This window comes from Paralysiella testudinis (assembly GCF_016894345.1).
GTDB classification, from domain to species: Bacteria; Pseudomonadota; Gammaproteobacteria; order Burkholderiales; family Neisseriaceae; genus Paralysiella; species Paralysiella testudinis.
Map to the genome: position 1 here is coordinate 829,232 of NZ_CP069798.1, position 23,338 is coordinate 852,569.

The 23,338-nt window shown below is 55.4% G+C and carries 19 protein-coding genes; 13 read left to right on the top strand and 6 right to left on the bottom strand.

Annotated elements, in window-relative coordinates; translation table 11 throughout:
* The first annotated feature begins 46 nt into the window (after positions 1 to 46).
* The 7 genes from rseP (at position 47) to JQU52_RS04225 (ending at position 7,437) form a co-directional block, all read left to right on the top strand.
* Positions 47 to 1,384, top strand: a complete 1,338-nt coding sequence (gene rseP / locus JQU52_RS04195; protein ID WP_230339891.1) for an RIP metalloprotease RseP — start codon at positions 47 to 49, stop codon at positions 1,382 to 1,384.
* A 3-nt stretch (positions 1,385 to 1,387) separates the two neighbouring features.
* Positions 1,388 to 3,778 (top strand): outer membrane protein assembly factor BamA, encoded by a 2,391-nt coding sequence (gene bamA / locus JQU52_RS04200; RefSeq protein ID WP_230339892.1) that lies wholly within the window; start codon positions 1,388 to 1,390, stop codon positions 3,776 to 3,778.
* Between the two features lie 25 nt (positions 3,779 to 3,803).
* Positions 3,804 to 4,298, top strand: a complete 495-nt coding sequence (locus JQU52_RS04205; protein ID WP_230340520.1) for an OmpH family outer membrane protein — start codon at positions 3,804 to 3,806, stop codon at positions 4,296 to 4,298.
* A 16-nt stretch (positions 4,299 to 4,314) separates the two neighbouring features.
* Positions 4,315 to 5,373, top strand: a complete 1,059-nt coding sequence (lpxD, locus tag JQU52_RS04210; protein WP_230339893.1) for a UDP-3-O-(3-hydroxymyristoyl)glucosamine N-acyltransferase — start codon at positions 4,315 to 4,317, stop codon at positions 5,371 to 5,373.
* Positions 5,374 to 5,377: 4 nt separating this feature from the next.
* Positions 5,378 to 5,833: a 3-hydroxyacyl-ACP dehydratase FabZ gene (gene fabZ / locus JQU52_RS04215; RefSeq protein WP_230339894.1), complete on the top strand. Its 456-nt coding sequence runs from the start codon at positions 5,378 to 5,380 to the stop codon at positions 5,831 to 5,833.
* Positions 5,834 to 5,950: 117 nt separating this feature from the next.
* Positions 5,951 to 6,727, top strand: coding sequence for an acyl-ACP--UDP-N-acetylglucosamine O-acyltransferase (gene lpxA / locus JQU52_RS04220; protein ID WP_230339895.1), 777 nt, complete (start codon positions 5,951 to 5,953; stop codon positions 6,725 to 6,727).
* A gap of 179 nt (positions 6,728 to 6,906) precedes the next feature.
* Positions 6,907 to 7,437, top strand: a complete 531-nt coding sequence (locus JQU52_RS04225; protein ID WP_230339896.1) for an RDD family protein — start codon at positions 6,907 to 6,909, stop codon at positions 7,435 to 7,437.
* Between the two features lie 82 nt (positions 7,438 to 7,519).
* On the opposite strand, the gene JQU52_RS04230 is transcribed toward JQU52_RS04225, so the two are convergent.
* From JQU52_RS04230 to JQU52_RS04255, 6 genes are all read right to left on the bottom strand, one after another.
* Entirely contained in the window at positions 7,520 to 8,200 is a 681-nt protein-coding gene (locus JQU52_RS04230) for a Fe2+-dependent dioxygenase (RefSeq protein ID WP_230339897.1), read from the bottom strand.
* 196 nt (positions 8,201 to 8,396) lie between these two features.
* On the bottom strand, positions 8,397 to 10,574 hold the full coding sequence (locus tag JQU52_RS04235; protein ID WP_230339898.1) for a TonB-dependent receptor: 2,178 nt from the start codon (positions 10,572 to 10,574) through the stop codon (positions 8,397 to 8,399).
* 144 nt (positions 10,575 to 10,718) lie between these two features.
* On the bottom strand, positions 10,719 to 11,135 hold the full coding sequence (locus tag JQU52_RS04240; protein ID WP_230339899.1) for an ExbD/TolR family protein: 417 nt from the start codon (positions 11,133 to 11,135) through the stop codon (positions 10,719 to 10,721).
* 3 nt (positions 11,136 to 11,138) lie between these two features.
* The gene (locus JQU52_RS04245) at positions 11,139 to 11,798 is read right to left on the bottom strand and encodes a MotA/TolQ/ExbB proton channel family protein (RefSeq protein ID WP_230339900.1); all 660 of its coding nucleotides are present in this window, start codon (positions 11,796 to 11,798) and stop codon (positions 11,139 to 11,141) included.
* An 84-nt stretch (positions 11,799 to 11,882) separates the two neighbouring features.
* Positions 11,883 to 12,629, bottom strand: coding sequence for an energy transducer TonB (locus tag JQU52_RS04250; RefSeq protein ID WP_230339901.1), 747 nt, complete (start codon positions 12,627 to 12,629; stop codon positions 11,883 to 11,885).
* 374 nt (positions 12,630 to 13,003) lie between these two features.
* Positions 13,004 to 14,197, bottom strand: coding sequence for an enoyl-CoA hydratase/isomerase family protein (locus JQU52_RS04255; RefSeq protein WP_230339902.1), 1,194 nt, complete (start codon positions 14,195 to 14,197; stop codon positions 13,004 to 13,006).
* 440 nt (positions 14,198 to 14,637) lie between these two features.
* On the opposite strand from JQU52_RS04255, the gene JQU52_RS04260 reads away from it, so the two are divergent.
* The 6 genes from JQU52_RS04260 (at position 14,638) to fdnG (ending at position 23,336) form a co-directional block, all read left to right on the top strand.
* Complete coding sequence (locus JQU52_RS04260; protein WP_230339903.1) at positions 14,638 to 15,870, top strand: branched-chain amino acid ABC transporter substrate-binding protein; 1,233 nt, start codon at positions 14,638 to 14,640, stop codon at positions 15,868 to 15,870.
* Positions 15,871 to 16,042: 172 nt separating this feature from the next.
* Positions 16,043 to 16,957 (top strand): branched-chain amino acid ABC transporter permease, encoded by a 915-nt coding sequence (locus JQU52_RS04265; protein ID WP_230339904.1) that lies wholly within the window; start codon positions 16,043 to 16,045, stop codon positions 16,955 to 16,957.
* Positions 16,958 to 17,081: 124 nt separating this feature from the next.
* Positions 17,082 to 18,227, top strand: coding sequence for an ABC transporter permease subunit (locus JQU52_RS04270; RefSeq protein ID WP_230339905.1), 1,146 nt, complete (start codon positions 17,082 to 17,084; stop codon positions 18,225 to 18,227).
* A 10-nt stretch (positions 18,228 to 18,237) separates the two neighbouring features.
* Positions 18,238 to 19,014, top strand: a complete 777-nt coding sequence (locus tag JQU52_RS04275) for an ABC transporter ATP-binding protein (RefSeq protein ID WP_230339906.1) — start codon at positions 18,238 to 18,240, stop codon at positions 19,012 to 19,014.
* On the top strand, positions 19,014 to 19,745 hold the full coding sequence (locus JQU52_RS04280) for an ABC transporter ATP-binding protein (protein ID WP_230339907.1): 732 nt from the start codon (positions 19,014 to 19,016) through the stop codon (positions 19,743 to 19,745). The genes JQU52_RS04275 and JQU52_RS04280 overlap by 1 nt, the downstream gene beginning before the upstream one ends.
* A gap of 537 nt (positions 19,746 to 20,282) precedes the next feature.
* Complete coding sequence (fdnG, locus tag JQU52_RS04285) at positions 20,283 to 23,336, top strand: formate dehydrogenase-N subunit alpha (protein WP_230339908.1); 3,054 nt, start codon at positions 20,283 to 20,285, stop codon at positions 23,334 to 23,336.
* The last annotated feature ends 2 nt before the right edge of the window (positions 23,337 to 23,338 follow it).

The following is a 23,338-nucleotide window of genomic DNA, read 5'->3' on the forward strand; positions in this document are numbered from 1 at the left end:
GGCTGCCTGAAACGCGGTGAGCGCATTTAAACAACGAAGGATTAATTTGTTAACCGTTATTGCATTTATCAGTGCCATTTTGATTTTGGTGAGCCTGCATGAATTGGGGCATTTTGCCGTGGCGCGGCTGTTTGGGGTGAAAGTGCAGCGCTTCAGCGTGGGCTTTGGCACGCCTTTTTTCAAAAAGAAAGTGGGCGACACCGAATGGTGTTTGGCGCCGATTCCTTTGGGCGGCTACGTTAAAATGGTAGACACGCGCGAAGGCAATGTGGCCGAGGCCGATTTGCCCTACGCGTTTGACCGCCAGCATCCGGCCAAGCGCATGGCGATTGTGGCCGCCGGGCCGATTACCAATTTGGTGCTGGCGATTGTGCTGTTTGGCGCCAGCTTCAGCTTTGGCGTTACCGACATCCGCCCGTGGGTGGGTATGGTGGAGCCGGCATCGATTGCGGCACAGGCCGGTTTCCAGCCGGGCGACCGCATTGAATCGGTGAATCAAAAGCCGGTGCAAGATTGGGGGCAGGCACAAACCGAAATGGTGCTCAATCTGGATGCGGGCAAAGTGAATGTGGCGGTGCAAACCGATGATGGCCAGCCGGCACAGCGTGTCATTGATGCTGCCGGTACGCCGCAAGCGGCCGAAGCGGCCAAGCGCGGCGGCTTTATCGGCTTGATGCCGTTTAAAATTGTCAACCGCATCGGCGAAGTAGTGCCGGGCAGCCCGGCGGATAAAGCCGGTTTGAAAAAAGGTGACACTTTGCTGGCGATTGACGGCGAAGGCGTGGCTGATTGGCAAAGCTGGGTAGAAAAAGTGCGCCGCAGCGCCGGGCAAAAACTGACCGTAAGCTACGAGCGCGACGGCAACCAATACCAAACCGAGCTGCGCCCGGATTCTACGGTGGTAAACGGCCAAATTATCGGCCGCGTGGGCGTGGGCGCCATGAACGATGAGGCTTGGGATGCCCAAGTGCGCCATCGTTATGTGCCCGGTGTAGCCGCCGCTTTTGCTATGGGGGCGCAAAAAACCTGGGATTACTCGGTGCTCACCTTGCAGTTTTTCGGCAAGCTGCTCACCGGGCAGGCTTCTTTAAGCCATATTTCCGGCCCGATTACCATTGCCGATGTGGCCGGAAAAACCGCGGCCATCGGCTTGCAAAGCTATGTGGAATTTTTGGCGCTGGTGAGTGTCAGTTTGGGCATCCTCAATTTGTTGCCTATTCCGGTATTGGACGGCGGGCATTTGTTGTATTATGCCTTCGAGTGGCTGCGCGGCAAGCCGGTAAGCGAGCGTGCGCAGCAAATCGGCTTGCGGCTGGGCATTGCCATGATGCTGATGCTGATGTTTGTGGCGTTTTTTAACGATATCACCCGATTATTTGGATAAACCATGAAATTGAAACACTTAACCGCCGTATTAATGGCATTGGGCCATGCCAGTGTGGCCTTGGCAGCGGCTCCGTTTACCATTCAGGACATCCGTGTGGAAGGCCTGCAACGCACCGAGCCGGCCACCGTGTTTAATTACCTGCCGGTAAAGGTGGGTGACACCTTTACCGAAGTGCAGGGCGAAGAAATCATTAAAAACCTCTACGCTACCGGCTTTTTTGACGATGTGCGCGTGGAAACTTTGGGCAACCAAGTGTTGCTCACCGTGGTGGAGCGTCCGGTAATCAGCAGCCTGAACGTGACCGGCGGCAAAACCCTTTCCAACGACGCCATCCGTAAAAATCTGGATGCCTTCGGCTTGGGACAATCGCGCTCGTTTAACCAAGCCACACTCAATCAGGCTATTGCTGGTTTGCAGCAGGAATACCGCAACCGCGGCAAAAATTCGGTGAGTATCACCCCGGAAATCACCCGGTTGGAGCGCAACCGCGTGGCGGTGGACGTGAAAATCGACGAAGGCCCCACCACCACCATTACCGACATTGAATTTAATGGCAACGAGCGTTATTCCGACCGCCAGTTGCGTAATCAGATGTCGCTGAGCGAGGGGGGTCTGTTTACTTGGATTTCCAAAAGCAACCGCTTTTCCGACACCAAATTCCGCCAAGATTTGGAAAGCATCAACGATTTTTACCAAAACAACGGCTATTTTGATTTCCGCATCACCCATGTGGATGTGGCGATGAGTGAAGACAAAAAAGCGCAAACCATCAAGGTGGATGTGCACGAAGGCCAGCGTTACCGCTGGGGCAAAGTGGCGATTGAAGGCGATACCCGCGAAGTGCCCAAGGCCGAGCTGGAAAAACTGCTCACCATGAAAGAAGGCCGCTGGTACGACCGCTCGAAAATGATGGACAGCCTCAAAACCATGCAAGACCGCATGGGCTCGGCCGGTTATGCGTTTAGCCAAATCGATGTGCGCCCGCAGGCCAACCCCGAAACCGGCGTGGTGGACTTTACCTTATTCGTGGTGCCGGATCGCAAAGTATATGTGAACCGCATTAACATCAGTGGCAACAACAAAACCCGCGATGAAGTGGTGCGCCGCGAATTACGCCAAATGGAAAGTGCGCCCTACGATGTATCCAAAATCCAGCGCTCACGCGAACGCGTGGAGTTGTTGGGTTATTTTGACAATGTACAGATAGATGCGCAGCCGGTAGCCGGTACGCCAGATCAGGTGGATTTGGCTATGTCGGTGAACGAGCGTGCCACCGGCTCTTTGGAAGTGGCGGCCGGCTGGGTGCAGAATGACGGCTTGGTGTTGTCTGCTGGTGTATCGCAAGACAATCTGTTTGGCACAGGCAAATCGGTGAGCGCCCGCGTGTCCAACGCCAAGGTGAGCAAACAGGCTTCATTGTCGTTTACCGATCCCTATTTCACCCCGGATGGCGTGAGCTTGGGCTACGATATCTATTACCGTAGCTACAATCCGTCTAAATCAGATAGCAACCGCTTGGGCTACAAAACCGATACTTATGGTATTGGTGCGCGCATGGGCGTGCCGGTAACCGAATACGACCGCGTGAATTTCGGCCTTGGTGTGGAGCGCTTGGGTGTGAAGCTGTATCAAAATCCGCCGCAGCGCTATCAGGAATTTGTTAGCCAAAACGGTGAAAACAACTGGATTGTCAAAGGCAATGTGGGCTGGGGGCGCAATAAAACCGACAGCGCTCTGTGGCCGACGCGCGGCTATAGCACTAGTGTGAATCTGGACAGCGGCCTGCCCGGTGGCGGCCTGCAATATTACAGCCTCACCCACGACCAAAAATGGTTTTTCCCCTTAAGCAAAGATTTCACCCTGATGTTGGGCGGCGAAGTCGGTTATGCCAACAGCTACGGCAAAACCAAAAAACTGCCCTTCTTCCAGAATTTCTATGGCGGCGGTTTAGGCTCGGTACGCGGCTATGAAAACGGCAGCTTGGGGCCGAAATTCAAAACCCAATATATCGACAATTCATACAGCAGCACTAGCAGCAGCTACGGCGGCAATTACAAGGCTTATGCCGGTGCCGAATTGCTGTTTCCGCTGCCGGGCATCAAAGATCAGCGCACCGTGCGCTTAAGCCTGTTTGCCGATGCCGGTAGTGTGTGGGACGGACAAACTTATAATGCACTTCCGTATAGTACTGAAAATCCCAATGGCACTAATGGCGCCTATACGGGTGAACACAAATCAAGCTTCAGCAACGAGCTGCGCTATTCCGCCGGTGCAGCGGTCACTTGGCTGTCGCCCTTGGGGCCGATGAAGTTCAGCTATGCTTATCCGATTAAGAAAAAACCGGAAGACCAAATTCAGCGGTTCCAATTCCAATTGGGTACTACGTTCTAACGGTTGCGGCACAAGGATGGTGATGATGAAATTATTACAAGGCACGCTGCTGGCGCTTATGCTGGGTTTGGCGGCCACCGCCGGAGCCGAGGGCGTGCAGAAACTCGGTTTTATCGACACCGGCCGCGTGTATCAGGAATCGCGGCAGGCGCAGGCGATTCAACAAACGCTGGACAAGGAATTTGCTGCCCGGCAGAGCCAGTTGCAGCAACTGCAAACCGAGGGCTTACGCCTGAAAGAAGCGCTGGAGGGCGGCAAGGTAGCCGAATCCGAGCGTGAAGCGCAGGCGCAAAAGCTTATTGCCATGGATCGGGAATACCGCCTGAAATCAGCGCAACTGGCCGAAGACTACAATCTGCGCCGCAATGAGGAGTTTGCCTCTTTGCAGCAAAACGCCAATCGGGTGATTGTGGATTTGGCACGCAAGGAAGGCTACGACCTGATTTTGCAAGATGCAATCTTTGTGAATAAACAGTTTGATATTACCGATGTGGTGATTAAAGCCTTGAATGCAAAATAAACAGGCTGCCTGAAAGATGAAAACATCCTGGTTATTAAGTGAAATCACGGCCACTTTGGGTGGCGAAGGGCGCGGTGCCGATGTGGCGGTGTCGCGCCTGTCTGCGTTGGCCGCAGCCGCCAGCGGCGACATCAGCTTTTTGAGCAATCCCAAATTCAAGGCCGATGCCTTGGCCAGCCCTGCCGGTATCTTGATTGTGTCGCCGAAAATGGCGGCGGAATTTACTGCCGCGCGCAGCTTGATTGTGGCCGACGACCCTTATCTGTATTTTGCCCGCGTGGCGCGCTTACTGCATCCGCTTCAGGCAGCCTTGCCGGGTATTCACCCCACTGCGGTGGTTGATGCCAGCGCCTGCATTGCCCCCGATTGTGAAATCGGCGCCCATGTGGTGATTGGCGCTAATGTGGTGATTGGCGCCGGTTGCCGTGTGTTGGCCGGTTGCGTGATTGAAAATGATTGTGTGCTTGGCGAAGCCTGCTTGCTGCATCCGCGCGTTACCTTATATGCCGCTTGCCGCTTGGGCAATCGGGTGGTGCTGCATTCGGGCTGTGTTATCGGCGCGGATGGCTTTGGCAATGCTTGGGACAAGCAAAACCGCTGCTGGTATAAAATCGTGCAAATGGGTGCGGTGCAGATTGGCGACGATGCGGAAATCGGTGCCAACACCACCATCGACCGCGGCGCACTGGCCGATACCGAAATCGGCCACGGGGTGCGCATCGACAATTTGGTGCAGATTGCCCACAATGTTAAAATCGGCGCCCACACCGCCATTGCCGCGTGCGTGGGCATTGCCGGCAGCACCGAAATCGGCGCTTACTGCATCATCGGCGGCGCGGCCATGTTTGTGGGCCACATTCACATTGCCGACCACACCGTAATTGGCGGCGGCACGCTGGTGAGCCACAGCATTAAAGAAGCGGGGCATTATGCGTCGTCTTACCCCTTGCAACAACATAAAGATTGGGTGCGCAATGCCGTGCACCTGCGCCATTTAAACGAATGGCACAAGAAAATCAAAAAACTGGCACGGGCGCTGCCTGAAACGCCGAACACGCCAGATACACAGGAATAACGCCATGGATTTTTCACTGCCGCTTGACATCCGTACTTTGCAAAAACTGCTGCCGCACCGCTACCCGTTTTTGCTGATTGACCGCGTGCTGGATTTTGAAATCAGCAAAAGCCTCACCGCGATTAAAAACGTGACCGTTAACGAGCCGTTTTTTCAGGGCCATTTCCCTGATTTTCCGGTAATGCCGGGGGTGCTGATTATCGAAGCGATGGCGCAGGCGGCGGGTACGCTGGCGATTGTGAGCCATGGTGGGCGTCAAGATGATGAAATCTACTTTTTTGTTGGCATCGACAAGGCGCGCTTCAAGCGCCAAGTGGTGCCGGGCGACCAGCTCACCTTTGAAATCGAATTGATGACGCAAAAGCGCGACATCGGTAAATTCAAGGCAGTGGCCAAAGTAGACGGCCAGGTGGCTGCCGAAGCCGAGATTATGTGCGCCCGCCGTAAAGTGGATATGTAATCACACGGCAGATTGCCTTTCAGGCAGCCTGAACTTTTCGGTATCCGCTAGGCCAAATACTTGGCTGAAGCAGGCCAAAAACGTGACCACTTTACTTCATTCCCGGAAAGACCCTGTATGAGCTTGATTCACTCCACCGCCATCGTCGACCCTAAAGCCGAGCTGGACAGCAGCGTGCGCGTGGGGCCGTATACGGTGATTGGCGCGCATGTGCAAATTGGCGCGGGCACCAGCATCGGTGCGCACGCGGTGATTGAAGGGCACACCACCATTGGTGAGCACAACACCATTTTCCAATTCGCCTCGCTCGGCGCGGTGCCGCAAGACAAAAAATACGCCGGTGAGCCCACCCGGCTGATTATCGGCAACAACAACACCATCCGCGAATTCACCACCTTCAACCTCGGCACCGTTACCGGTATCGGCGAAACCCGCGTGGGCAACGACAACTGGATTATGGCTTATGTGCATCTGGCACACGATTGCGTGGTGGGCAATCACACCATTTTTGCCAACAACGCCTCGCTGGCCGGACATGTAACCATCAACGACTGGGTGATTCTGGGCGGCTATTCGCTGGTACACCAATTCTGTATTATCGGCGAACACGCCATGACCGCCTTTGCCGCCGGGGTACACAAAGACGTGCCGCCTTATGTGATGGCCGCAGGCTACCGCGCCGAACCGGCCGGTTTGAATACCGAGGGCCTCAAGCGGCGCGGTTTTAGCGCCGAGCAAATCGCCAACATCAAAAACGTGTATAAAATCCTCTACCGCCAAGGCCTGCCTTACGAAGAAGCGCGGGCACAAATCGTGGCGCTGGCCGACACCGCACCGGAGCTGGCGGTATTCAAAGACTTTTTTGCCGTGTCTGAGCGTGGCGTGATTCGTTAATATCAGCAATTCAGGCAGCGTGTACGCACGCTGCTTTTTTTGTATAGTGGATTAAATTTGAATCAAGACAAGGCGGCGAGCCGCAGACAGTACGGCTAGTACGGCAAGGCGAGCCAACGCAGTATTGGTTCAAATTTAATTTACTAAAAATGGCATTGATGGCCAAAGGAGGGTGTAACATGCAGGATTTTCGCGAAGCATATCAATCCACAGCAGTGGAGGTGCAGGAAAATGATATACAAGACAACGAAGTGGAGCTGGCCAGCCCGTGGCAGCGTATCGGCGCGGTGTTGATTAACAGCCTGATTACCATGGTGCTGTATGTGCCGTTGTTTGTTGGTACCGCCATGATGGGCGACAGCAATGGCGAAAGTGGTGTGATGTGGATAGGCATCTCGGCCGTGTTGTTGTTGGCATGGGGTATTTATCAGGCCATATTGATGAGCAAAACCGGCCAATCGCTGGGCAAAAAACTGTTGGGCATCAAAGTGGTGACACTGGAGGGCGACAATCCTGGCTTTGTGGGCACGGTGTTGCTGCGTGAAATCGTGTACAACATTATTTTGACGGTATTGGGCATGATTCCTTTCTTGGGCGTATTAATCAGCATTGGCGCTGCCATTGCGTTGCTGGTGATGATTTTCCTTGATGGCAACAATCGCCGCACCTTGCAGGATATGTTGGCTAAAACACTGGTGGTAAAAGCCTAATCATAACGCCGCTGTGTTTTCAGGCAGCCTAAATCTAAAACCGCCACGGTATTTGCCGTGGCGGTTTTTTATACATCCAACATCAGATTTGCGCCCATTGCCGCAGCAGGTTGTGGTAAGTGCCGGTGAGCAGCACCAGCTCTTCGGTTTCGCCGTGGCGGCTGCGTAGGGTGGAGATGGCGCGATCCATATCGAACAACAGGGTGCGTTTTTCGTCGCTGGCAATCATCGATTGGGTCCAAAAAAAGCTGGCCACGCGCTGGCCGCGGCGCACCGGGGTAACGCGGTGCAGGCTGGTGGCGGGGTAAACCACCATATCACCGGCGGCGAGTTTAACGCTGTGGCTGCCGTAGTTGTCTTCGATAATCAGCTCGCCGCCGTCGTAGTCGTCGGGATTATTGAGAAACAAGGTGCTGGACACATCGGTGCGCACCCATTGGCCGTTGTAGGGGTCGCTGCGCACGGCGTTGTCGATGTGATTGCCGAAATTCTGCCCTGGTTGATAGCAGTTGATTAAAGGCGGGAACACGGTGTGCGGCAGAGTGGCGGAAAAAAAGGTGCTGTTGCGCAGCACCGCCGCTTTTACCAGCTGCGACAAGGCTTGCCCGGCTTCGCTGTGTTGTGGCAATTGCAGGTTGTTTTTAACTTGGCCGGATTGGCTGCCGGCGGTGATTTTGCCGTCGGCCCAGGGCGCATCGGCCAGAAGGGCTTGTGCATGCGCCAATTCATCGGCGCTGAGAACGTTTTCGATATGGAGCAGCATAAGGTACTTTCGGCGTGTTTAATGTTTATAGCAATTCTACAAAATAACCCAACTGCGTTGGCTCGCCTTGCCGTACTACTTGTACTGTCTTCAGCTCGCCGCCTTGTTATCTTATTTTGTAGAATTGGTATTAGTTCGATAGATAAAGGCTACCTGAAAATGCGGCGTACACACCGTTTTCAGGTAGCCTTTGGCTTTAAAACTTATAACCCAAAGTCATCACCACGGCGCGGCGTTCGCCGGGGATGGCTTGCTGGCGGTGGCCGGTGGTGAAGTGCTTTTTGTCGAACACATTGTTTACATTAAGCTGGGCGCGGTAGTTTTTGTTTTCGTAGCTCACCATCGCATCGGCTACGGTGTAAGAGGGCAGCAGCTGCACATCGGCGGCGCGGCTGTGAGTGTAGCGTTTGCCCACATGGCGCAGGCCCAAACCGGCGTTAATGTGGTCGGTGATGCGGTAGTTGCCCCACACATTGGCGGTGAATTTGGCCGCCGCTTCGGGGAAGTGGCCGTTGAGCTGCTCGGTGGCAGGGTCGCCGGTGGCGGTCATTTTGCCGTTGGCCCACACCAGATTGCCGATAAGGTTTAATTTATCGCTTACGCGGCCGGCCACTTCCATGTCTAAGCCATACACTGTGACATCATCAATAAAACCGGCATCGCGATAGTATTGCTGGGTTTTTTTGGTATGGAATAGGGCGGCGTTTACGGTGAGCGCATCATCGAAGAAGGCGTTTTTGCTGCCCAATTCGATGGTGCGGGTTTTTTCCGGCGCGGCAACCAGCTGCGAGGGATCCAGTGAATCGGATTGGCCGCTCACGCGATACGCCACCGGGGTAACGGCGGTGCTGTAGGTAAGGTAGGCATTATGCCCCTGCATCCAATCCCAAATCAGGCTGCCGTTATACGTCCACAGATTGTCGGTGCGCGCTTGGCTGCCGCTGCCGTTGGTGGGGCTGTTTTCGGTTTTGATGTGGTTAAAGCGCACGCCGGCAATGGCTTTGAACTGCGGGCTGATTTCCACAATATCGCTCACGCCCACGCCCACGGTGCGGGTGGTGAGCACGCTGGATTTATCGACATCACGGCTGAAGTGGTAGCGCTCGTTGGGGGCGCCGTGGTGAAAGCCGTAGGGGTTGGCGCTGGCGGCGGTACCGTCTGTGTTCCAGAAACGCAGATTGGCAATGCCGTAGTTGTTGCGTTTTTCGCGCGTGAGCTCTAAGTTCACCAATACATCGTGTTTCAGGCTGCCGGTGTCGAATTTGGCATTGAAATCGGTGTGGTTGGTGAGGGTGTTGGCATCGTATTTGGTGGTTTTCATGCCGTTGAGGGCGCGGCCGACAATGCTGTTGTCGCCGTTGTCTTGCCCGCGCAGAATCCTCGGTGCGTACACCATCAAATCGTAATCGCTTTTGCTGTAGCGCAAGGTGTTGTTGATGCTGATATTATCGGTGAATTTATGATCAAACTTGGCGGTGAGTGCGCTGCGTTTGATGTCTTCAAAGTCGGTGTTGTAGCCGAAAAATTGATCCACCGCCGCCACCGGAGCGATTTTTTGCTTATCTCCGGTGGTGACATAGGGTACGCCCAAATCGGGGCGGTTGTTTTCTACATCGTATTTGTAGGCCAGCTCAAATTGGGTGTCGCCGCTTAAGCCGAAGGCAATCGACGGCGCAATGCCCCATTTTTGCGTTTCGGCGATTTTGCGGCGGCTGTCGGCATTTTCGCCCATGGCGTTCAGGCGCACGGCGATGTCGTCGTTGAAGGCGTAATTCACATCGGCGGTGATGCGCTTAAAGCCTTGTGTGCCCAAGCCCACGGCAAAATCGCCGCCGGTGCCGATATAGGGCGATTTGTTGACTTGGTTGATTACGCCGCCGGCGGCACCACGGCCAAACAGGGCGGCGGCGCTGCCTTTGAGTACTTCCACGCGCTCGGTGTTGTAGGTGTCGGCATTGAATTGTGCTGCCGCACCGCGCAGGCCGTCGTCGTAAACATCGCCGCCGGCGTGCATGCCGCGGATAATCGGCACTTCGGTTTGGCCGCCTTCACCGGCCTGAAAGGTGATGCCGGCATTGCGTAAGGCTTCTTTCAAGTCGGTGGTGGCTTGGTCTTGCATCACTTGCTGGTTGATGACGGTGGCGCTTTGCGGGATGTTTTGCAGATCTTGGGTGCGTTTGCCGATGGTGGTGTTGGGCGCTTTGTAGCCGCTGCGGATGACCTTATCCGATTGGACTTCGATGGTTTCCAAGCGGCTCTCGCTTTCGGCATGGGCGATGGCTGGGCTCATGGCGGCGGCCAGCAGCCCGGCGCTTACCAAGGTGGTGTGCTTGCGTGCCTGCTTGTGGGCAATGGGTGGTGTTTTGTTGCTCATTGGTGGTTATCCCTTTGTGTGGTGTGGGTGAAAAAGGCCGAGCGCAGCCAAGGGCGGCCTTTCAGGCAGCCTTGATTGGCAGGGTAAGAGCAGTGGGGTTTGTGGTGTGGCCGCTTGGGTGCGGCTCTGTTGGGAGAGGGTGGATTAGCCGGGGTCTTCGGTAACAAAGCCCACTTTATGCAAACCGGCATCGCGGGCGGCGGCCAGGGCTTGCGCCACATGGTCGTAGGCCACGTCTTTGTCGGCGGCAATGGCCAACACCGCTTCGGGATTGTCGCGAGCGACTTGTTGCAGCCGGGCTTGCAGCTGCGGCAGGCTTTCGGCTTGTTCGCCCAGCCGATAGCTGCCGTCTTTGCCGATGCTCAGGCGCAACGGCTCTTGGGGCTGTGCTGGGTTTTCTTGGGCGGCGGCCACCGGCAGTTGCAAGGGAATGGAGTGGGTGAGCACCGGCATGGTGATCATAAACACAATCAGCAGCACCAGCATCACGTCTACCAGCGGGGTGACGTTGATTTCCGCCATCGGCGCATCATCGCCGCTGTTCATTGAGCCAAAGGCCATGGTTTAGTCCTTGTCGTTGAGCAGTTGCACGTGCAGGTCATGGGCGAAGTTGTCCATGTCTTGCGCCAGGGTTTTATTGCCGCGTACAAAGGCGTTGTAGGCCAGCACGGCGGGAATGGCCACAAACAGCCCGGCGGCGGTGGCCACCAGCGCTTCGCCGATGGGGCCGGCCACGGCGGCAATGCTCATCTGGCCGCTGTGGCTGATGTTGATTAAGGCGTGGTAAATGCCCCACACGGTGCCGAACAGGCCGATAAACGGCGCGGTGGCGCCAATCGAAGCCAGGGCGGTGAGGCCGCCGTCGAAGCGGCGCAGAATTTGCGTCATGCTGTTGCGGATTTGGCGCACCAGATAGTCGTTTAGCGGCACGGCAGCGGCCAGTTGTTGGCCGTGGGCGCGGCGGTATTGTTGCTGCGCATCAACGGCGGCAAGGGTTAAATCGCTGATGGGCGAGGCCACAATGCGTGCTTGTGCGGCGGCCTGCCCCACATCGGTGGCGCTCCAAATCAGCTCGTGTGCCTGGCGGTTGCCGCGTTTGGCCTGCCACAGCTTGAGGCCGCGCAGCACAATCACCACCCAGGTGATGATGCTCATCAGCACCAAGGCCAGAAACACGGCAATCAATACGCCGTCGCCTTGTTCAAATACCAGTCCTAAATTCATGTTGTTTGTCCGTTTGGGGTGAGTAATAAAATCAAAATCAAAAATCAATGGCTAAAAGGCTGCCTGAAAGCTTAGAAACAGGCTCTAGCGCTCTTTTAAACTAAAGTTAATCGCAAAGGTATAGCTATAGGCAATCGGTACGCCGCCACGGGTGGCGGGGCTGAAACGGTAGCGCTCCACCGCATTTTTGGCCGAGCGATCCAGGCGCGGATAGCCGCTGCTTTTTACTACTGCCACGCTTTGTGCGCGCCCGTCGGCACTCACCTGTACGCGCAAGCCCACGCTGCCTTGTTCGCCGTTTTCGCGCGACAAAGCCGGATAGGGCGGTTTGGGGTTGCCCAAATGGCCGCCGATATGGGTGGGCGGCACCAAAGAGCCGCCGCTGTTGCCGCCGTTGTTTTGGCTGCTGCCGCTGCCTTGGCCGCCGCCTTGGGTGGCCGCGCCGCCATCAGCGCTGCCCGGCTGGCCCTGTGCATGGTTGGCTTTGTTTTCGGCAGTGGGTTTCACTGGCTCGGTCGGTTGTTTCTGCGGCTTGGCTTGCTCCTTCACTGCCGCTACATCATTGCGCGGCGCGGGTTTGATAACCGGCTTTAATACTGGCTTGGCTTTTTCCGGCGGTTTGGGCTTGGGCTGTGCTTGAGCGGGTGGTGCAGGCGGCTGAGTGGTGGCGGCACCGGCCTGCGAGAAGCCGGACAAATCCACATAGCTGAGGCTGTCGGTGCTGAGGGCCAATTGCGGCGGTGTGGCCTGCCATGCGCCCAGCAACAACAAGGCATGCAGGCCGCCAATCACGGCAATGACGGTGGGGTTTAAGATGCGGTCGCTTATCATAGGGTTTGCATAATAATGCGAATTATTGTTATTTGCAATCATTTATTAAGATAATTGCTGATTTGATTAGGCCGATGTAGTGATTGTAGTGCGGCCATTGGTCTGTGGTTCTGGCAGAGCGATATAAGTGGCGATGAGTGGGCAGCAGAATACCGCTATGGTATGCTTGTGGCTTATTTTTGTAATGATATAACACAAATAATATCAGAAAGGCTGCCTGAAACACAGCTTTGCACCAGCAAACGGTTTCAGGCAGCCTAAACAAAATAATAATGACAATGGATTATAGATGGGTAATTTCAGTTACTTCAGTGCATGTGTATCTTCTGTATTCATTTGCCCCATTGCAAACGGCAATGTGAAAAACGGGCAGTTTAATGCCGCAGCCAAGCATCAAAAGGATGTTCGCCTGCCGCAAACGGGCTGACAAAATGGCTGTCGATATAGGCCGGGCTGCATTCGGCCAAGCTGCGGGTCCAGCGCGGCTGTTTGTCTTTGTCTACCAATAAAGCACGCACGCCTTCTTGGAAGTCGCCATTGTGGCAGCAGTGCAGCGACACAATCAGCTCCATATGCAGAATTTGCGCTAAGGACAGGTGGCGTGCGCGCTCGAATAGGCGCCAGGTGAGCGCGGCAGTGGCGGGGCAGCCTTGGCTGTAGGTGTCGGCAGCGCGTTGCAGCCACGGGTCGCTAAAGCCGGCACGCAGACGCTCGTCTACGGCGTGGATGTCGCCGGCGTTGAGGATGTCGTGCACGGTTTCCAAATGCGGCAACAGCTGGCTTTCAGGCAGCCTGTGCGGTTGGTGCAGGGTGTTGAGGGTGTGGCTGGCAATGGCGTGGTTGTGGCGGGCATGGGTTTGCCAATCGGCTTGTTGCAGCGCGGCCAGCAGTTGCGGCCAGGCATCGGCGCTCATGGCGTAGTCGCCCAGATTGGTGATGATGGCATCGCGGCCATTAAAGGGGATGCCGGTAAGCCCCAAAAACAGCCCCGATTTGGCGGGCATGCGCTGCAAAAACCACGAACCGCCTGCGTCCGGATAAAGGCCGATGGTGATTTCCGGCATCGCCATGCGGGTGGTGTCGGTAACAATGCGGTGGCTGGCCGCTGCGGTGAGCCCCAAGCCGCCGCCCATCACAATGCCGCTGGCCCACAGCACAATTGGTTTGGCATACATGTGCATTTGTCGGTAGAGCGCATATTCGTGGCCGAAAAAATCAACGGCGGCGGGGTTGGGCAGGGTGGGGTGTGCCAACATGCTGTTGTATAGCTGGCGGATGTTGCCGCCGGCGCAAAACGCCTTGTCACCGGCACCGCGCAGCAGCACGGCGGCGATGTTGTTGTCATCGTGCCACTGCTGCAATTGTGCCGCTAGCGGGCGGATCATCTCCAAACTTAAGGCGTTGAGTGATTTTTCTGACCACAGCGTGGCGATGCCGAGGTGTTGGCCGTTGGCGGTGGGCAGGGTGTCGAAGCGGATGGGGATATCGGTGGTGGTCATGGCGATTTTAGAGGGTGATGGATGGAAATCATGGCCATTATAGCGGCAATCAATCCTATTTTGGGCCATGATATCGGCATGTGTATGGATAACGTTAAGATAAGTTGTGGGCATTGCTGATGCAAACGCTGATGTATCGGCAAAAACACGTTGGCTGCAATTGCCTGCTGTTGGGGCTTAAATGTGGCTGTTTCATTCATGGTGATGTGATTTTAAGTGCTTACTGCGCATTTTTTTGATGTATTTTTCTGCATCTGCAAGGCTGCCTGAAATGGCGGCTTTTTTTGTTGTTTATTTGTAAATAAATTAGATTGAATTGGCCGTTTTAATCGGTTTGAAGGAATATTTCAATTTTATGAAACGGCATATTGCTTTTCCTTGGCGGCAGTCGCATAATCGCGCCGTCTTTATGGCCTTTCTGGCTTTGGGCGATTCTGCCTGTAATCGGTACCGCGCCCTTATTGCCGTATTTATCAAACTGAAATCGGGTATTTCGAGGAATAATTTTTATGAACAAACTCTTTCGTATCCTGCCTTTGGCAGCAGCGTTGGGATTGGCGGCTTGCGGCGGCGCCGATAAGGGTGCAGTAGCCAGTGACGCCAGTGGTGCGGCTTCGGCCTCAGCCAAAGACAATTCGGCTTGCGGCACGCTGGCGGCAGATGAAATCTGCGTCAAAATCGGCAGCGGCGCGCCCAAAACCGGCGGCATTGCCCACATGGGTAAAGACAATGAAAACGGCGTGGCTTTGGCGATTCAGGAAATCAATGCCAAAGGCGATTTGGTTATCGGCGGCAAAAAAGTGAAATTGGCGCTGGTGGGTGAAGACGATGCGGGCGACCCGAAACAAGGCCCGATTGTGGCGCAAAAACTGGTGGATGCCGGTGTGGTGGGCGTGGTAGGGCATTTGAATTCGGGTGTATCGATTCCAGCCAGCACCGTGTATGCCAACAACGGCCTGGTGCAGGTATCGCCTTCGTCCACCAATCCGGATTACACCCTGAAAAGCAGCAAAACCCCCAAAGGCGCGGTGAGTGCCTACCGTGTGGTGGCCACCGATGCGCAACAAGGCCCGGCTTTGGCCAAGTTTATGCTGGCGCATGGCGGCAAAAATGTGGCGGTGCTGGATGATGCCACCCAATACGGCAAAGGTTTGGCCGACCAAGTGGCCAGCAGCATCACTGCCGGCGGCGCTGCCGTGGTGAGCCGCGAAGCCGCCACCGACAAAACCACCGACTTCAAAGCCGTGCTCACCGAAATCAAGGCTAAAAATCCGGATTATGTGTTCTGGGGCGGCATGGACGACACCGCAGCCACCTTGGTGAAACAAATGCGCGAATTGGGCATGACCGCCAAGCTGGTGGGTGCCGATGGCGCCTGTACCGATAAATTCATCGAATTGTCGGGCGCAGCGGGCAAAGGCGTGATTTGTTCACAAGCCGGTATGCCTTTGTCGCAAATGGCCAAGGGCACGCAGTTTAATACCGACTATGAAAAAGCCTTCCCCGGCCAGAAAGTGCAAATTTACTCACCTTTCTCTTATGACGCCACGTTTGCGATTGTGGAAGCGATGAAGCTGGCCAATTCCACTGATCCGGAAGCGATTGCCGCGGCCATGCCCAAAGTGTCGTTCGACGGCTTAATCGGCAAAATCGCTTTTGACGACAAGGGCGACATCAAAGGCGGTGCGATTTCCATTTTTGAAGTGAAAGACAAATTGGAAGTGGCCGAGATTGTGAAGTAAGCGTTTGCCACCCAAAGCCCCGGTGATTGCTACCGGGGCTTTTCAGGTAGCCTCCTGTTACTCAGGCTGCCTGAAGATACCTGCCGCTGCGGCACCGCTTTTACCGGTGTTGCGCGGCCATAACAATATCTTGGCCGGGCAGCCGGCCACAGCATTACGCGGAGTGTTTGCCATGAGCGCATTCGATTTATTTTTCCAGCAGCTGATTAACGGCATTATCAAGGGCAGTTTGTACGCCATGATTGCGCTGGGCTATACCATGGTTTATGGGATTTTGGGCATCATCAACTTTGCCCACGGCGAGGTGTTTATGATTGGCGCCATGGTGGCGATGACCATGACCACCATTTTGCTGAAAGTGGGCTTGTCGCCGATTTTGGCGCTGGTGGTTGCCATGCTGGCGGCCATGGTGGCCTGCATGATTACCAGCTTTTTGATTGAGCGCCTGGCCTACCGCCCGCTGCGCCACGCGCCCAAGCTGGCACCGCTGATTACCGCCATCGGTATGTCGTTTATTTTGCAGGCGCTGGCCATGCTGGTGTGGGGGCGCGAGCATTTCCCCTTCCCCGAAGTGCTGCCGTCCGACCGCATCAATCTGTTTGGCAATGTGGGCGTAACCATGCGTGAAATCATCATTGTGGTGGTGTCGTTTGTGATGATGGGCGGCCTGTTTGTGCTGGTGAACCGCACTAAATTAGGCCGCGCCATGCGCGCCACTGCCGAAAACGTGAACGTGACCGCGCTGATGGGCGTGAACCCGAATAAAGTGATTTCGGCCACCTTTATGATTGGCGCGGCGCTGGCGGCGGTGGCCGGGGTGCTGTTTGCCACCAACTACGGCGGCAAAGTGCATTTCTACATGGGCTTTATTCCCGGCATGAAGGCGTTTATCGCCGCAGTGCTGGGCGGCATCGGCAATATTCCGGGCGCGCTGGTGGGCGGCTTGGTGCTGGGGCTGGTGGAGTCGATGGGTGCCGGCTACATCAGCGCCGAATACGAAGACGTGTTTGCTTTTGTGGTGCTGGTGGTGGTGTTGATTTTCCGCCCGTCCGGTTTGTTAGGCCAACGTGTGGCGGACCGCGCTTAATACCTGGCCATAAACACCGCCAACGGCGTTGGCTTGCCTGGTCGTACTACTGTACTGCCTGCGGCTCGCCGCCTTGTTGGCTGTATTTCTGACCTGGTATTGAGTCCGTAACAGGAGATAAACCATGTTTTTTCTGAATAAATTAAATCCCAAGCAATCGCTGTTGGGCATTATCGTGTGCATTGCGCTGTTGGCGGTGTTGCCGTTTGTGGCCAAAGAGCTGGGCGGCACCACTTGGGTGCGCATCATCGATATGGCCTTGCTCTACATCATGCTGGCCTTGGGGCTGAATATTGTGGTGGGCTTTGCCGGGTTGTTGGATTTGGGCTACATCGCCTTTTATGCCGTGGGCGCTTATGCTGCCGCCTTGCTGGCTTCCGGCCACCTTACTGATAACTTCGCCTTTTTCCAGCAGCACTTCCCTGATGGGCTGCATTTTTCCTATTGGATGATTATTCCGCTGGGGGCAATGCTGGCCGCGATTGCGGGGATTATGCTGGGTACGCCGATTTTAAAGCTGCGCGGCGATTATTTGGCGCTGGTAACGCTGGGCTTTGGCGAGATTATCCGCATCTTTATGAACAACTGGGGCAAAGACGGCTTTAACCTCACCAACGGCCCGCGCGGCATCAACCGCATCGACTCGGTGAGCGTGTTCGGCCATCCGCTCGATCGCGCCATCAGCATCGGCAATATCCACTTAACTAAAGAGTTTTTGTATTACTACCTGTTTTTGGCATTGGTTACCATCTCGATTTTTGTCTGCTACCGCCTGCAAGCTTCGCGTTTGGGGCGCGCGTGGATGGCGCTGCGGGAAGACGATATTGCCGCCAAAGCCATGGGCATCAATGTGCGCAATGTGAAGCTGCTGGCGTTTTCGCTGGGTGCCACCTTTGGCGGCGTGGCCGGTGCCATGTTTGCGGCATTTCAGGGCTTTATTTCGCCGGAGTCGTTTTCGTTTATGGAGTCCATCGTGATTCTCACCATGGTGGTGCTCGGCGGCATGGGGCATATTCCGGGGGTGATTTTGGGCGCGGTGCTGCTCAGCCTGCTGCCGGAATTCCTGCGCTTTACCGTGGAGCCCTTGCAACAAGCGCTGTTCGGCACCTTGCTTATTGACACCGCCATTTTGCGCCAGCTGATTTTGGGCTTGTGCATGGTGCTGATTATGCTGTTCCGCCCGCGCGGCCTGTGGCCGCGGCCGGAGCGCAGCCGCAAAAAAGACGACGACATCAACAACAAACCGGTGGCCACCACCACAGTGGTGTAGGGAGCGCATAATGAGCAGTAACAATGCAGTGATGCTGTCGGTTAAAGGGGTGAATAAAAGCTTTGGCGGCTTGAAAGCCTTGTCCGACGTAGGCATCGAAGTAAAAAAGAATACCGTATACGGGCTTATCGGCCCCAACGGTGCCGGGAAAACCACTTTTTTCAATGTGATTACCGGGCTGTATGAGCCGGATGCGGGCGAATTTGTGCTCGAAGGCCAGCCCTACCGCCCCACCGCCGTGCACGAAGTGGCTAAGGCCGGTATTGCGCGCACCTTTCAAAACATCCGCCTGTTTGGGCAGATGACGGCAGTGGAAAACGTGATGGTGGGGCGGCATGTGCGCACCAAAGGCGGCGTGCTCGGCTCGATTTTGGGCTTTAAATCGGTGCGCGACGAAGAAAAAGCCATCCGCGCCCGTGCCATGGAATTGCTCGACTATGTGGGCATCGGCCGCTATCACGACTATGTGGCGCGCAACCTTTCCTACGGCCACCAGCGTCGCTTGGAAATCGCCCGCGCCCTGGCCACCGATCCCAAACTGCTGGCGCTGGACGAGCCGGCGGCGGGCATGAACGCCACCGAAAAAGTGGAGCTTACCGGGCTGTTGCGCAAAATCAGTGCCGACGGCGTCACCATCCTGATTATCGAGCACGACGTGAAATTGGTGATGGGGCTGTGCGATGAGCTTACTGTGCTCGACTATGGCAAAATTCTGGCACAGGGGCTGCCTGAAAATGTGCGCAAAGACCCCAAAGTGATTGAAGCGTATTTGGGCGGAGGCCATTGATGCAAGCCGAAAACAACAAACCGGTGCTGTTGAGCATCCAAGATTTACAGGTAGCCTACGGCGGTATCCAAGCGGTTAAAGGCGTGAGTATGGAAGTGTACGAGGGCGAGCTGGTGACGCTGATTGGCGCCAACGGCGCGGGCAAAACCACCACCCTCAAAGCCGTGATGGGCTTATTGCCGTTTAAGAAGGGCGATATTCTGTTTCGCGGCCGCTCCATCAAAACCATGCCCACTTGGGATCGGGTGAAGCAAGGCTTGGTGATGGTGCCCGAAGGGCGCGGCGTGTTTGCCCGCATGACCATTGTGGAAAACCTGCAAATGGGCGCCTACTTGCACGACAGCAAGGCCGACTTCGAGCGCGGTGTTGATTATGCCTTCACCACTTTCCCGCGCTTAAAAGAGCGGGCGCACCAGTTGGCGGGTACCATGTCCGGCGGCGAACAGCAAATGCTGGCCATGGCCCGCGCACTGATGACCCAGCCCAAACTGCTGATTCTAGACGAGCCTTCCATGGGCTTGTCGCCGGTGCTCACGGAAACCATTTTCCAGGTAATCGACAAGGTATCGAAAGAAGGCATGACCGTGGTGCTGGTGGAACAAAACGCCAACCTCGCCCTACAGGCCGCCGACCGTGGCTATGTGATGGATTCCGGCAATATGCTGATGACCGGCCCCGCCGATATGCTGCTGCAAGACCCCAAAGTACAAGAGGCGTATTTGGGTGCGTGAGTAACGCTTTATTGGATTGCGGCCATCATGCCCAAAGGCTGCCTGAAAACCATTTTGTGTTTTCAGGTAGCCTTTTTATATTTTGGTTTTGTGGATATGAATAATACCAATTCTAAAAAATAAGATAACAAGGCGGCGAGCCGCAGACAGTACAAGTAGTACGACAAGGCGAGCCAACGCAGTTAGGTTATTTTTTAGAATTGGTATAACTGAAGCTATGCACTCATTACATTAAAGGCTGCCTGAAAGGTAAAACCCATCATTGCCGAGCCGGATTCGGCAATCCATTTATGTGTTTCAGGTAGCCTAAACAACAGTGACGCTTGATACGGGTGTGTCACTTCAGTGAATAAGCATAAACATATAAAAAACCGCTTGCATACCCAAACCTAACTAGACGATGGCTATACAAATAACTTACAATTTATTACAAAGCCACCGGCTCGATTTTGCTTTGTAAAACGGCAGCCGCGTGCGCAACCCATAAAATAAACGGCCATCATCAAGCCATGGCCGGCAATTCGCAGGAACACCACCATGAAAGTTACCCGACGGCAGTTTTTCCAAGTTACCGCTGCGGGCGCCAGTGCGTCCGGCCTGGCGGTTATGGGCATGATGCCCACCAACGCCTGGGCCGAAGTGCGCCAATACAAATTATTGCGCGCCTCGGAAACCCGCAACAACTGCACCTATTGCTCGGTGGGTTGCGGCACCATTCTCTATAGCTTGGGCGACGGCTCCAAAAATGCCAAAAAATCCATCTTCCACATTGAGGGCGACCCCGATCATCCGGTGAGCCGCGGCTCTTTGTGCCCCAAAGGCGCTTCGCTGCTGGATTTTGTGCACAGCAAAAACCGTCTGCATTTTCCCGAAGTGCGCGAGCCGGGCACCAACGAATGGAAGCGCATTTCCTGGCACGATGCCCTCAGCCGCATCGCCCGCCACATCAAAACCGACCGCGATGCCAATCTGATTGTGCAAAATGAAAACGGCGTACCGGTGCACCGCCTGCCCACCTTGGGCATGCTCACCGCTTCCGCTTCATCCAACGAAACCGGTATTCTCACCCAAAAATGGATGCGCTCGCTGGGCATTGTGGCCACCGATGCACAGGCGCGCGTGTGCCACGGCCCCACCGTGTCGGCGCTGGCCTCCACCTTCGGCCGCGGTGCGATGACCAACACCTTTGTCGACATCCAGCATGCCGACATGATTATGGTGATGGGCGGCAATGCCGCCGAAGCGCACCCGGTGGGTTTTAAATGGGTGATTGAAGCGAAAAAGAAAAAAGGCACCAAATTATATGTGGTCGACCCGCGTTTCAACCGCACCGCCGCCGTGGCCGATTTTTATGCACCCTTGCGTTCGGGCAGCGACATCGCCTTTTTGGGCGCGCTGATCAATTGGCTGATTGAAAACGACAAAATCCAGTGGGAATATGTCAAAGCCTACACCAACGCCAGCTTTATCGTGGCCGAAGGTTTTGATTTTGACGAAGGCATGTTCAGCGGCTACGACGACGGCAAAAAACAATACAACAACGACAGCTGGTTTTACGAGCTGGGTGCCGACGGTTACGCCAAAACCGACCCCACCTTGCAGCACCCGCGCAGCGTTTGGCAGCTGCTCAAGCAGCATTATTCGCGCTACACGCTGGACATGATGAGCACGCTGTGCGGCACCAGCAAAGAAGATTTCCTCACCATCGCCAAAGCATGGGGCGAAACCGCAGCGCCCAATAAAACCGGCACCATTCTGTATGCCTTGGGCTGGACGCAACACACCACCGGCACGCAAATGATTCGCACCATGGCCATGGTGCAGCTTTTGCTCGGCAATATCGGCATGTCCGGCGGCGGTGTAAACGCCTTGCGCGGCCACTCCAATATTCAGGGCTTATCGGATTTGGGCTTGCTCTCCACCATGCTGCCGGCTTACTTGGTGCTGCCCAACGAATTCCGCCACCCCACTTTTGCCGATTATCTGGAAAAGCAAACCCCCAAAGCTTTACAGCCGGGGCAGCTCAATTATTGGAGCAATACGCCCGCCTTTTTTGTCAGCTTCCTGAAATGGATGTATGGCGAAAACGCCACCAAAGAAAACAATTGGGGCTACGACTGGCTGCCCAAATGGGACAAAATGTACGACGTGCTGCAAATGACCGAGCTGATGTATCAGGGCAAAATCAACGGCTTGCTGGTGCAGGGCTTTAATGCGCAAGGCTCGTTCCCCGATGCCAATCGTGTAACCGAGGCATTTTCCAAGCTGAAATTTATGGTGGTGATGGATCCGCTCGACACCGAAACCGCCACTTTCTGGCAAAACCACGGTGATGCGCACGATGTAGACACCGCCAGCATCCAAACCGAAGTGTTCCGCCTGCCCACGCCTTGTTTTGCCGAAGAAGCCGGCTCGATTGTGAATTCTTCGCGCTGGCTGCAATGGCACCACCCCGGTGCCAAACCGCCCGGCGAAGCGCTGCCCGATTTGGAGATTTTGGGCGAATTGCACATGCTCTTGAAAGAGATGTATGAAAAAGAGGGCGGCACCGCCCCGGAGCCGATTACCAAGCTGCATTGGCGCTATGAAAACCCTTACGGCCCCACGCCGGAAGAAATGGCGAAAGAGTCTAACGGCTATGCACTGGCCGACATCAAAGACGCCGATGGCAATATTGTGCGCAAAAAAGGCGAGCTGCTCGACGGCTTTGCCCAATTGCGCGACGACGGCAGCACCGAATGCGCCACCTGGATTTTTTCCGGTTCGTGGACGCAGCAAGGCAACCAAATGGACCGGCGCGACAACACCGACAGCGGCCTGGGTAATACGCCCAAATGGGCATGGGCGTGGCCGGCCAACCGACGCATTCTCTACAACCGCGCCTCGTGCGACCCCAGCGGCAAGCCGTGGGATCCCAACCGCGTACTGATTCATTGGGACGGCAAAAAATGGACCGGTGCCGACGTGGCCGACTTCAAGGCCGATGCTGCTCCCGATTCGGGCATGAATCCGTTTATCATGAACGAAGAAGGCGTTGGCCGCCTGTTTTGCGCACGCAAACTGGTGGATGGCCCCTTCCCCGAGCATTACGAGCCGCTCGAATCGCCCATCGGCACCAATCCGCTGCACCCGAAAGTGGTGCAATCGCCCGCCATGCGCCTGTTTGACAGCGTGAAAGACCGCATCGGCACGCACGAAGAATTTCCGCATGTGGGCACCACTTACCGGCTCACCGAGCATTTTCAGTTTTGGACCAAATCAGTGAAGCTGCTGATGATTGCGCAGCCGCAGCAATTTGTGGAAATCGGCGAAGCGCTGGCCAAAGAAAAAGGCATAGCAAAAGGCGATTGGGTGAAAGTGAGCTCCAAGCGCGGCTGGATCAAGGCCAAAGCCGTGGTCACCAAGCGTGTGGTGCCTTTGCAGATTAACGGCAAAACCGTGCATCAAATCGGCATTCCGCTGCATGGCGGCTGGGTAAACGTTTCCGGCGAGAAGCAGTTTATTGTGAATTCGCTCACCCCGTTTGTGGGCGACTGCAACACTCAAACGCCGGAATACAAAACCTTTTTGGTCAACATCGAGAAAGCATAAGG

Coding starts and splice junctions, on each gene's coding strand:
- lpxA (WP_230339895.1), top strand. CDS start 5,951: ATGAGCTTGATTCACTCCACCGCCATCGTCGACCCTAAAGCCGAGCTG.
- JQU52_RS04205 (WP_230340520.1), top strand. CDS start 3,804: ATGAAATTATTACAAGGCACGCTGCTGGCGCTTATGCTGGGTTTGGCG.
- bamA (WP_230339892.1), top strand. CDS start 1,388: ATGAAATTGAAACACTTAACCGCCGTATTAATGGCATTGGGCCATGCC.
- JQU52_RS04245 (WP_230339900.1), bottom strand. CDS start 11,798: ATGAATTTAGGACTGGTATTTGAACAAGGCGACGGCGTATTGATTGCC.
- JQU52_RS04280 (WP_230339907.1), top strand. CDS start 19,014: ATGCAAGCCGAAAACAACAAACCGGTGCTGTTGAGCATCCAAGATTTA.
- JQU52_RS04240 (WP_230339899.1), bottom strand. CDS start 11,135: ATGGCCTTTGGCTCAATGAACAGCGGCGATGATGCGCCGATGGCGGAA.
- fdnG (WP_230339908.1), top strand. CDS start 20,283: ATGAAAGTTACCCGACGGCAGTTTTTCCAAGTTACCGCTGCGGGCGCC.
- JQU52_RS04270 (WP_230339905.1), top strand. CDS start 17,082: ATGTTTTTTCTGAATAAATTAAATCCCAAGCAATCGCTGTTGGGCATT.
- JQU52_RS04275 (WP_230339906.1), top strand. CDS start 18,238: ATGAGCAGTAACAATGCAGTGATGCTGTCGGTTAAAGGGGTGAATAAA.
- JQU52_RS04260 (WP_230339903.1), top strand. CDS start 14,638: ATGAACAAACTCTTTCGTATCCTGCCTTTGGCAGCAGCGTTGGGATTG.
- fabZ (WP_230339894.1), top strand. CDS start 5,378: ATGGATTTTTCACTGCCGCTTGACATCCGTACTTTGCAAAAACTGCTG.
- JQU52_RS04225 (WP_230339896.1), top strand. CDS start 6,907: ATGCAGGATTTTCGCGAAGCATATCAATCCACAGCAGTGGAGGTGCAG.
- JQU52_RS04255 (WP_230339902.1), bottom strand. CDS start 14,197: ATGGCCCAAAATAGGATTGATTGCCGCTATAATGGCCATGATTTCCAT.
- JQU52_RS04265 (WP_230339904.1), top strand. CDS start 16,043: ATGAGCGCATTCGATTTATTTTTCCAGCAGCTGATTAACGGCATTATC.
- JQU52_RS04235 (WP_230339898.1), bottom strand. CDS start 10,574: ATGAGCAACAAAACACCACCCATTGCCCACAAGCAGGCACGCAAGCAC.
- lpxD (WP_230339893.1), top strand. CDS start 4,315: ATGAAAACATCCTGGTTATTAAGTGAAATCACGGCCACTTTGGGTGGC.
- JQU52_RS04250 (WP_230339901.1), bottom strand. CDS start 12,629: ATGATAAGCGACCGCATCTTAAACCCCACCGTCATTGCCGTGATTGGC.
- JQU52_RS04230 (WP_230339897.1), bottom strand. CDS start 8,200: ATGCTGCTCCATATCGAAAACGTTCTCAGCGCCGATGAATTGGCGCAT.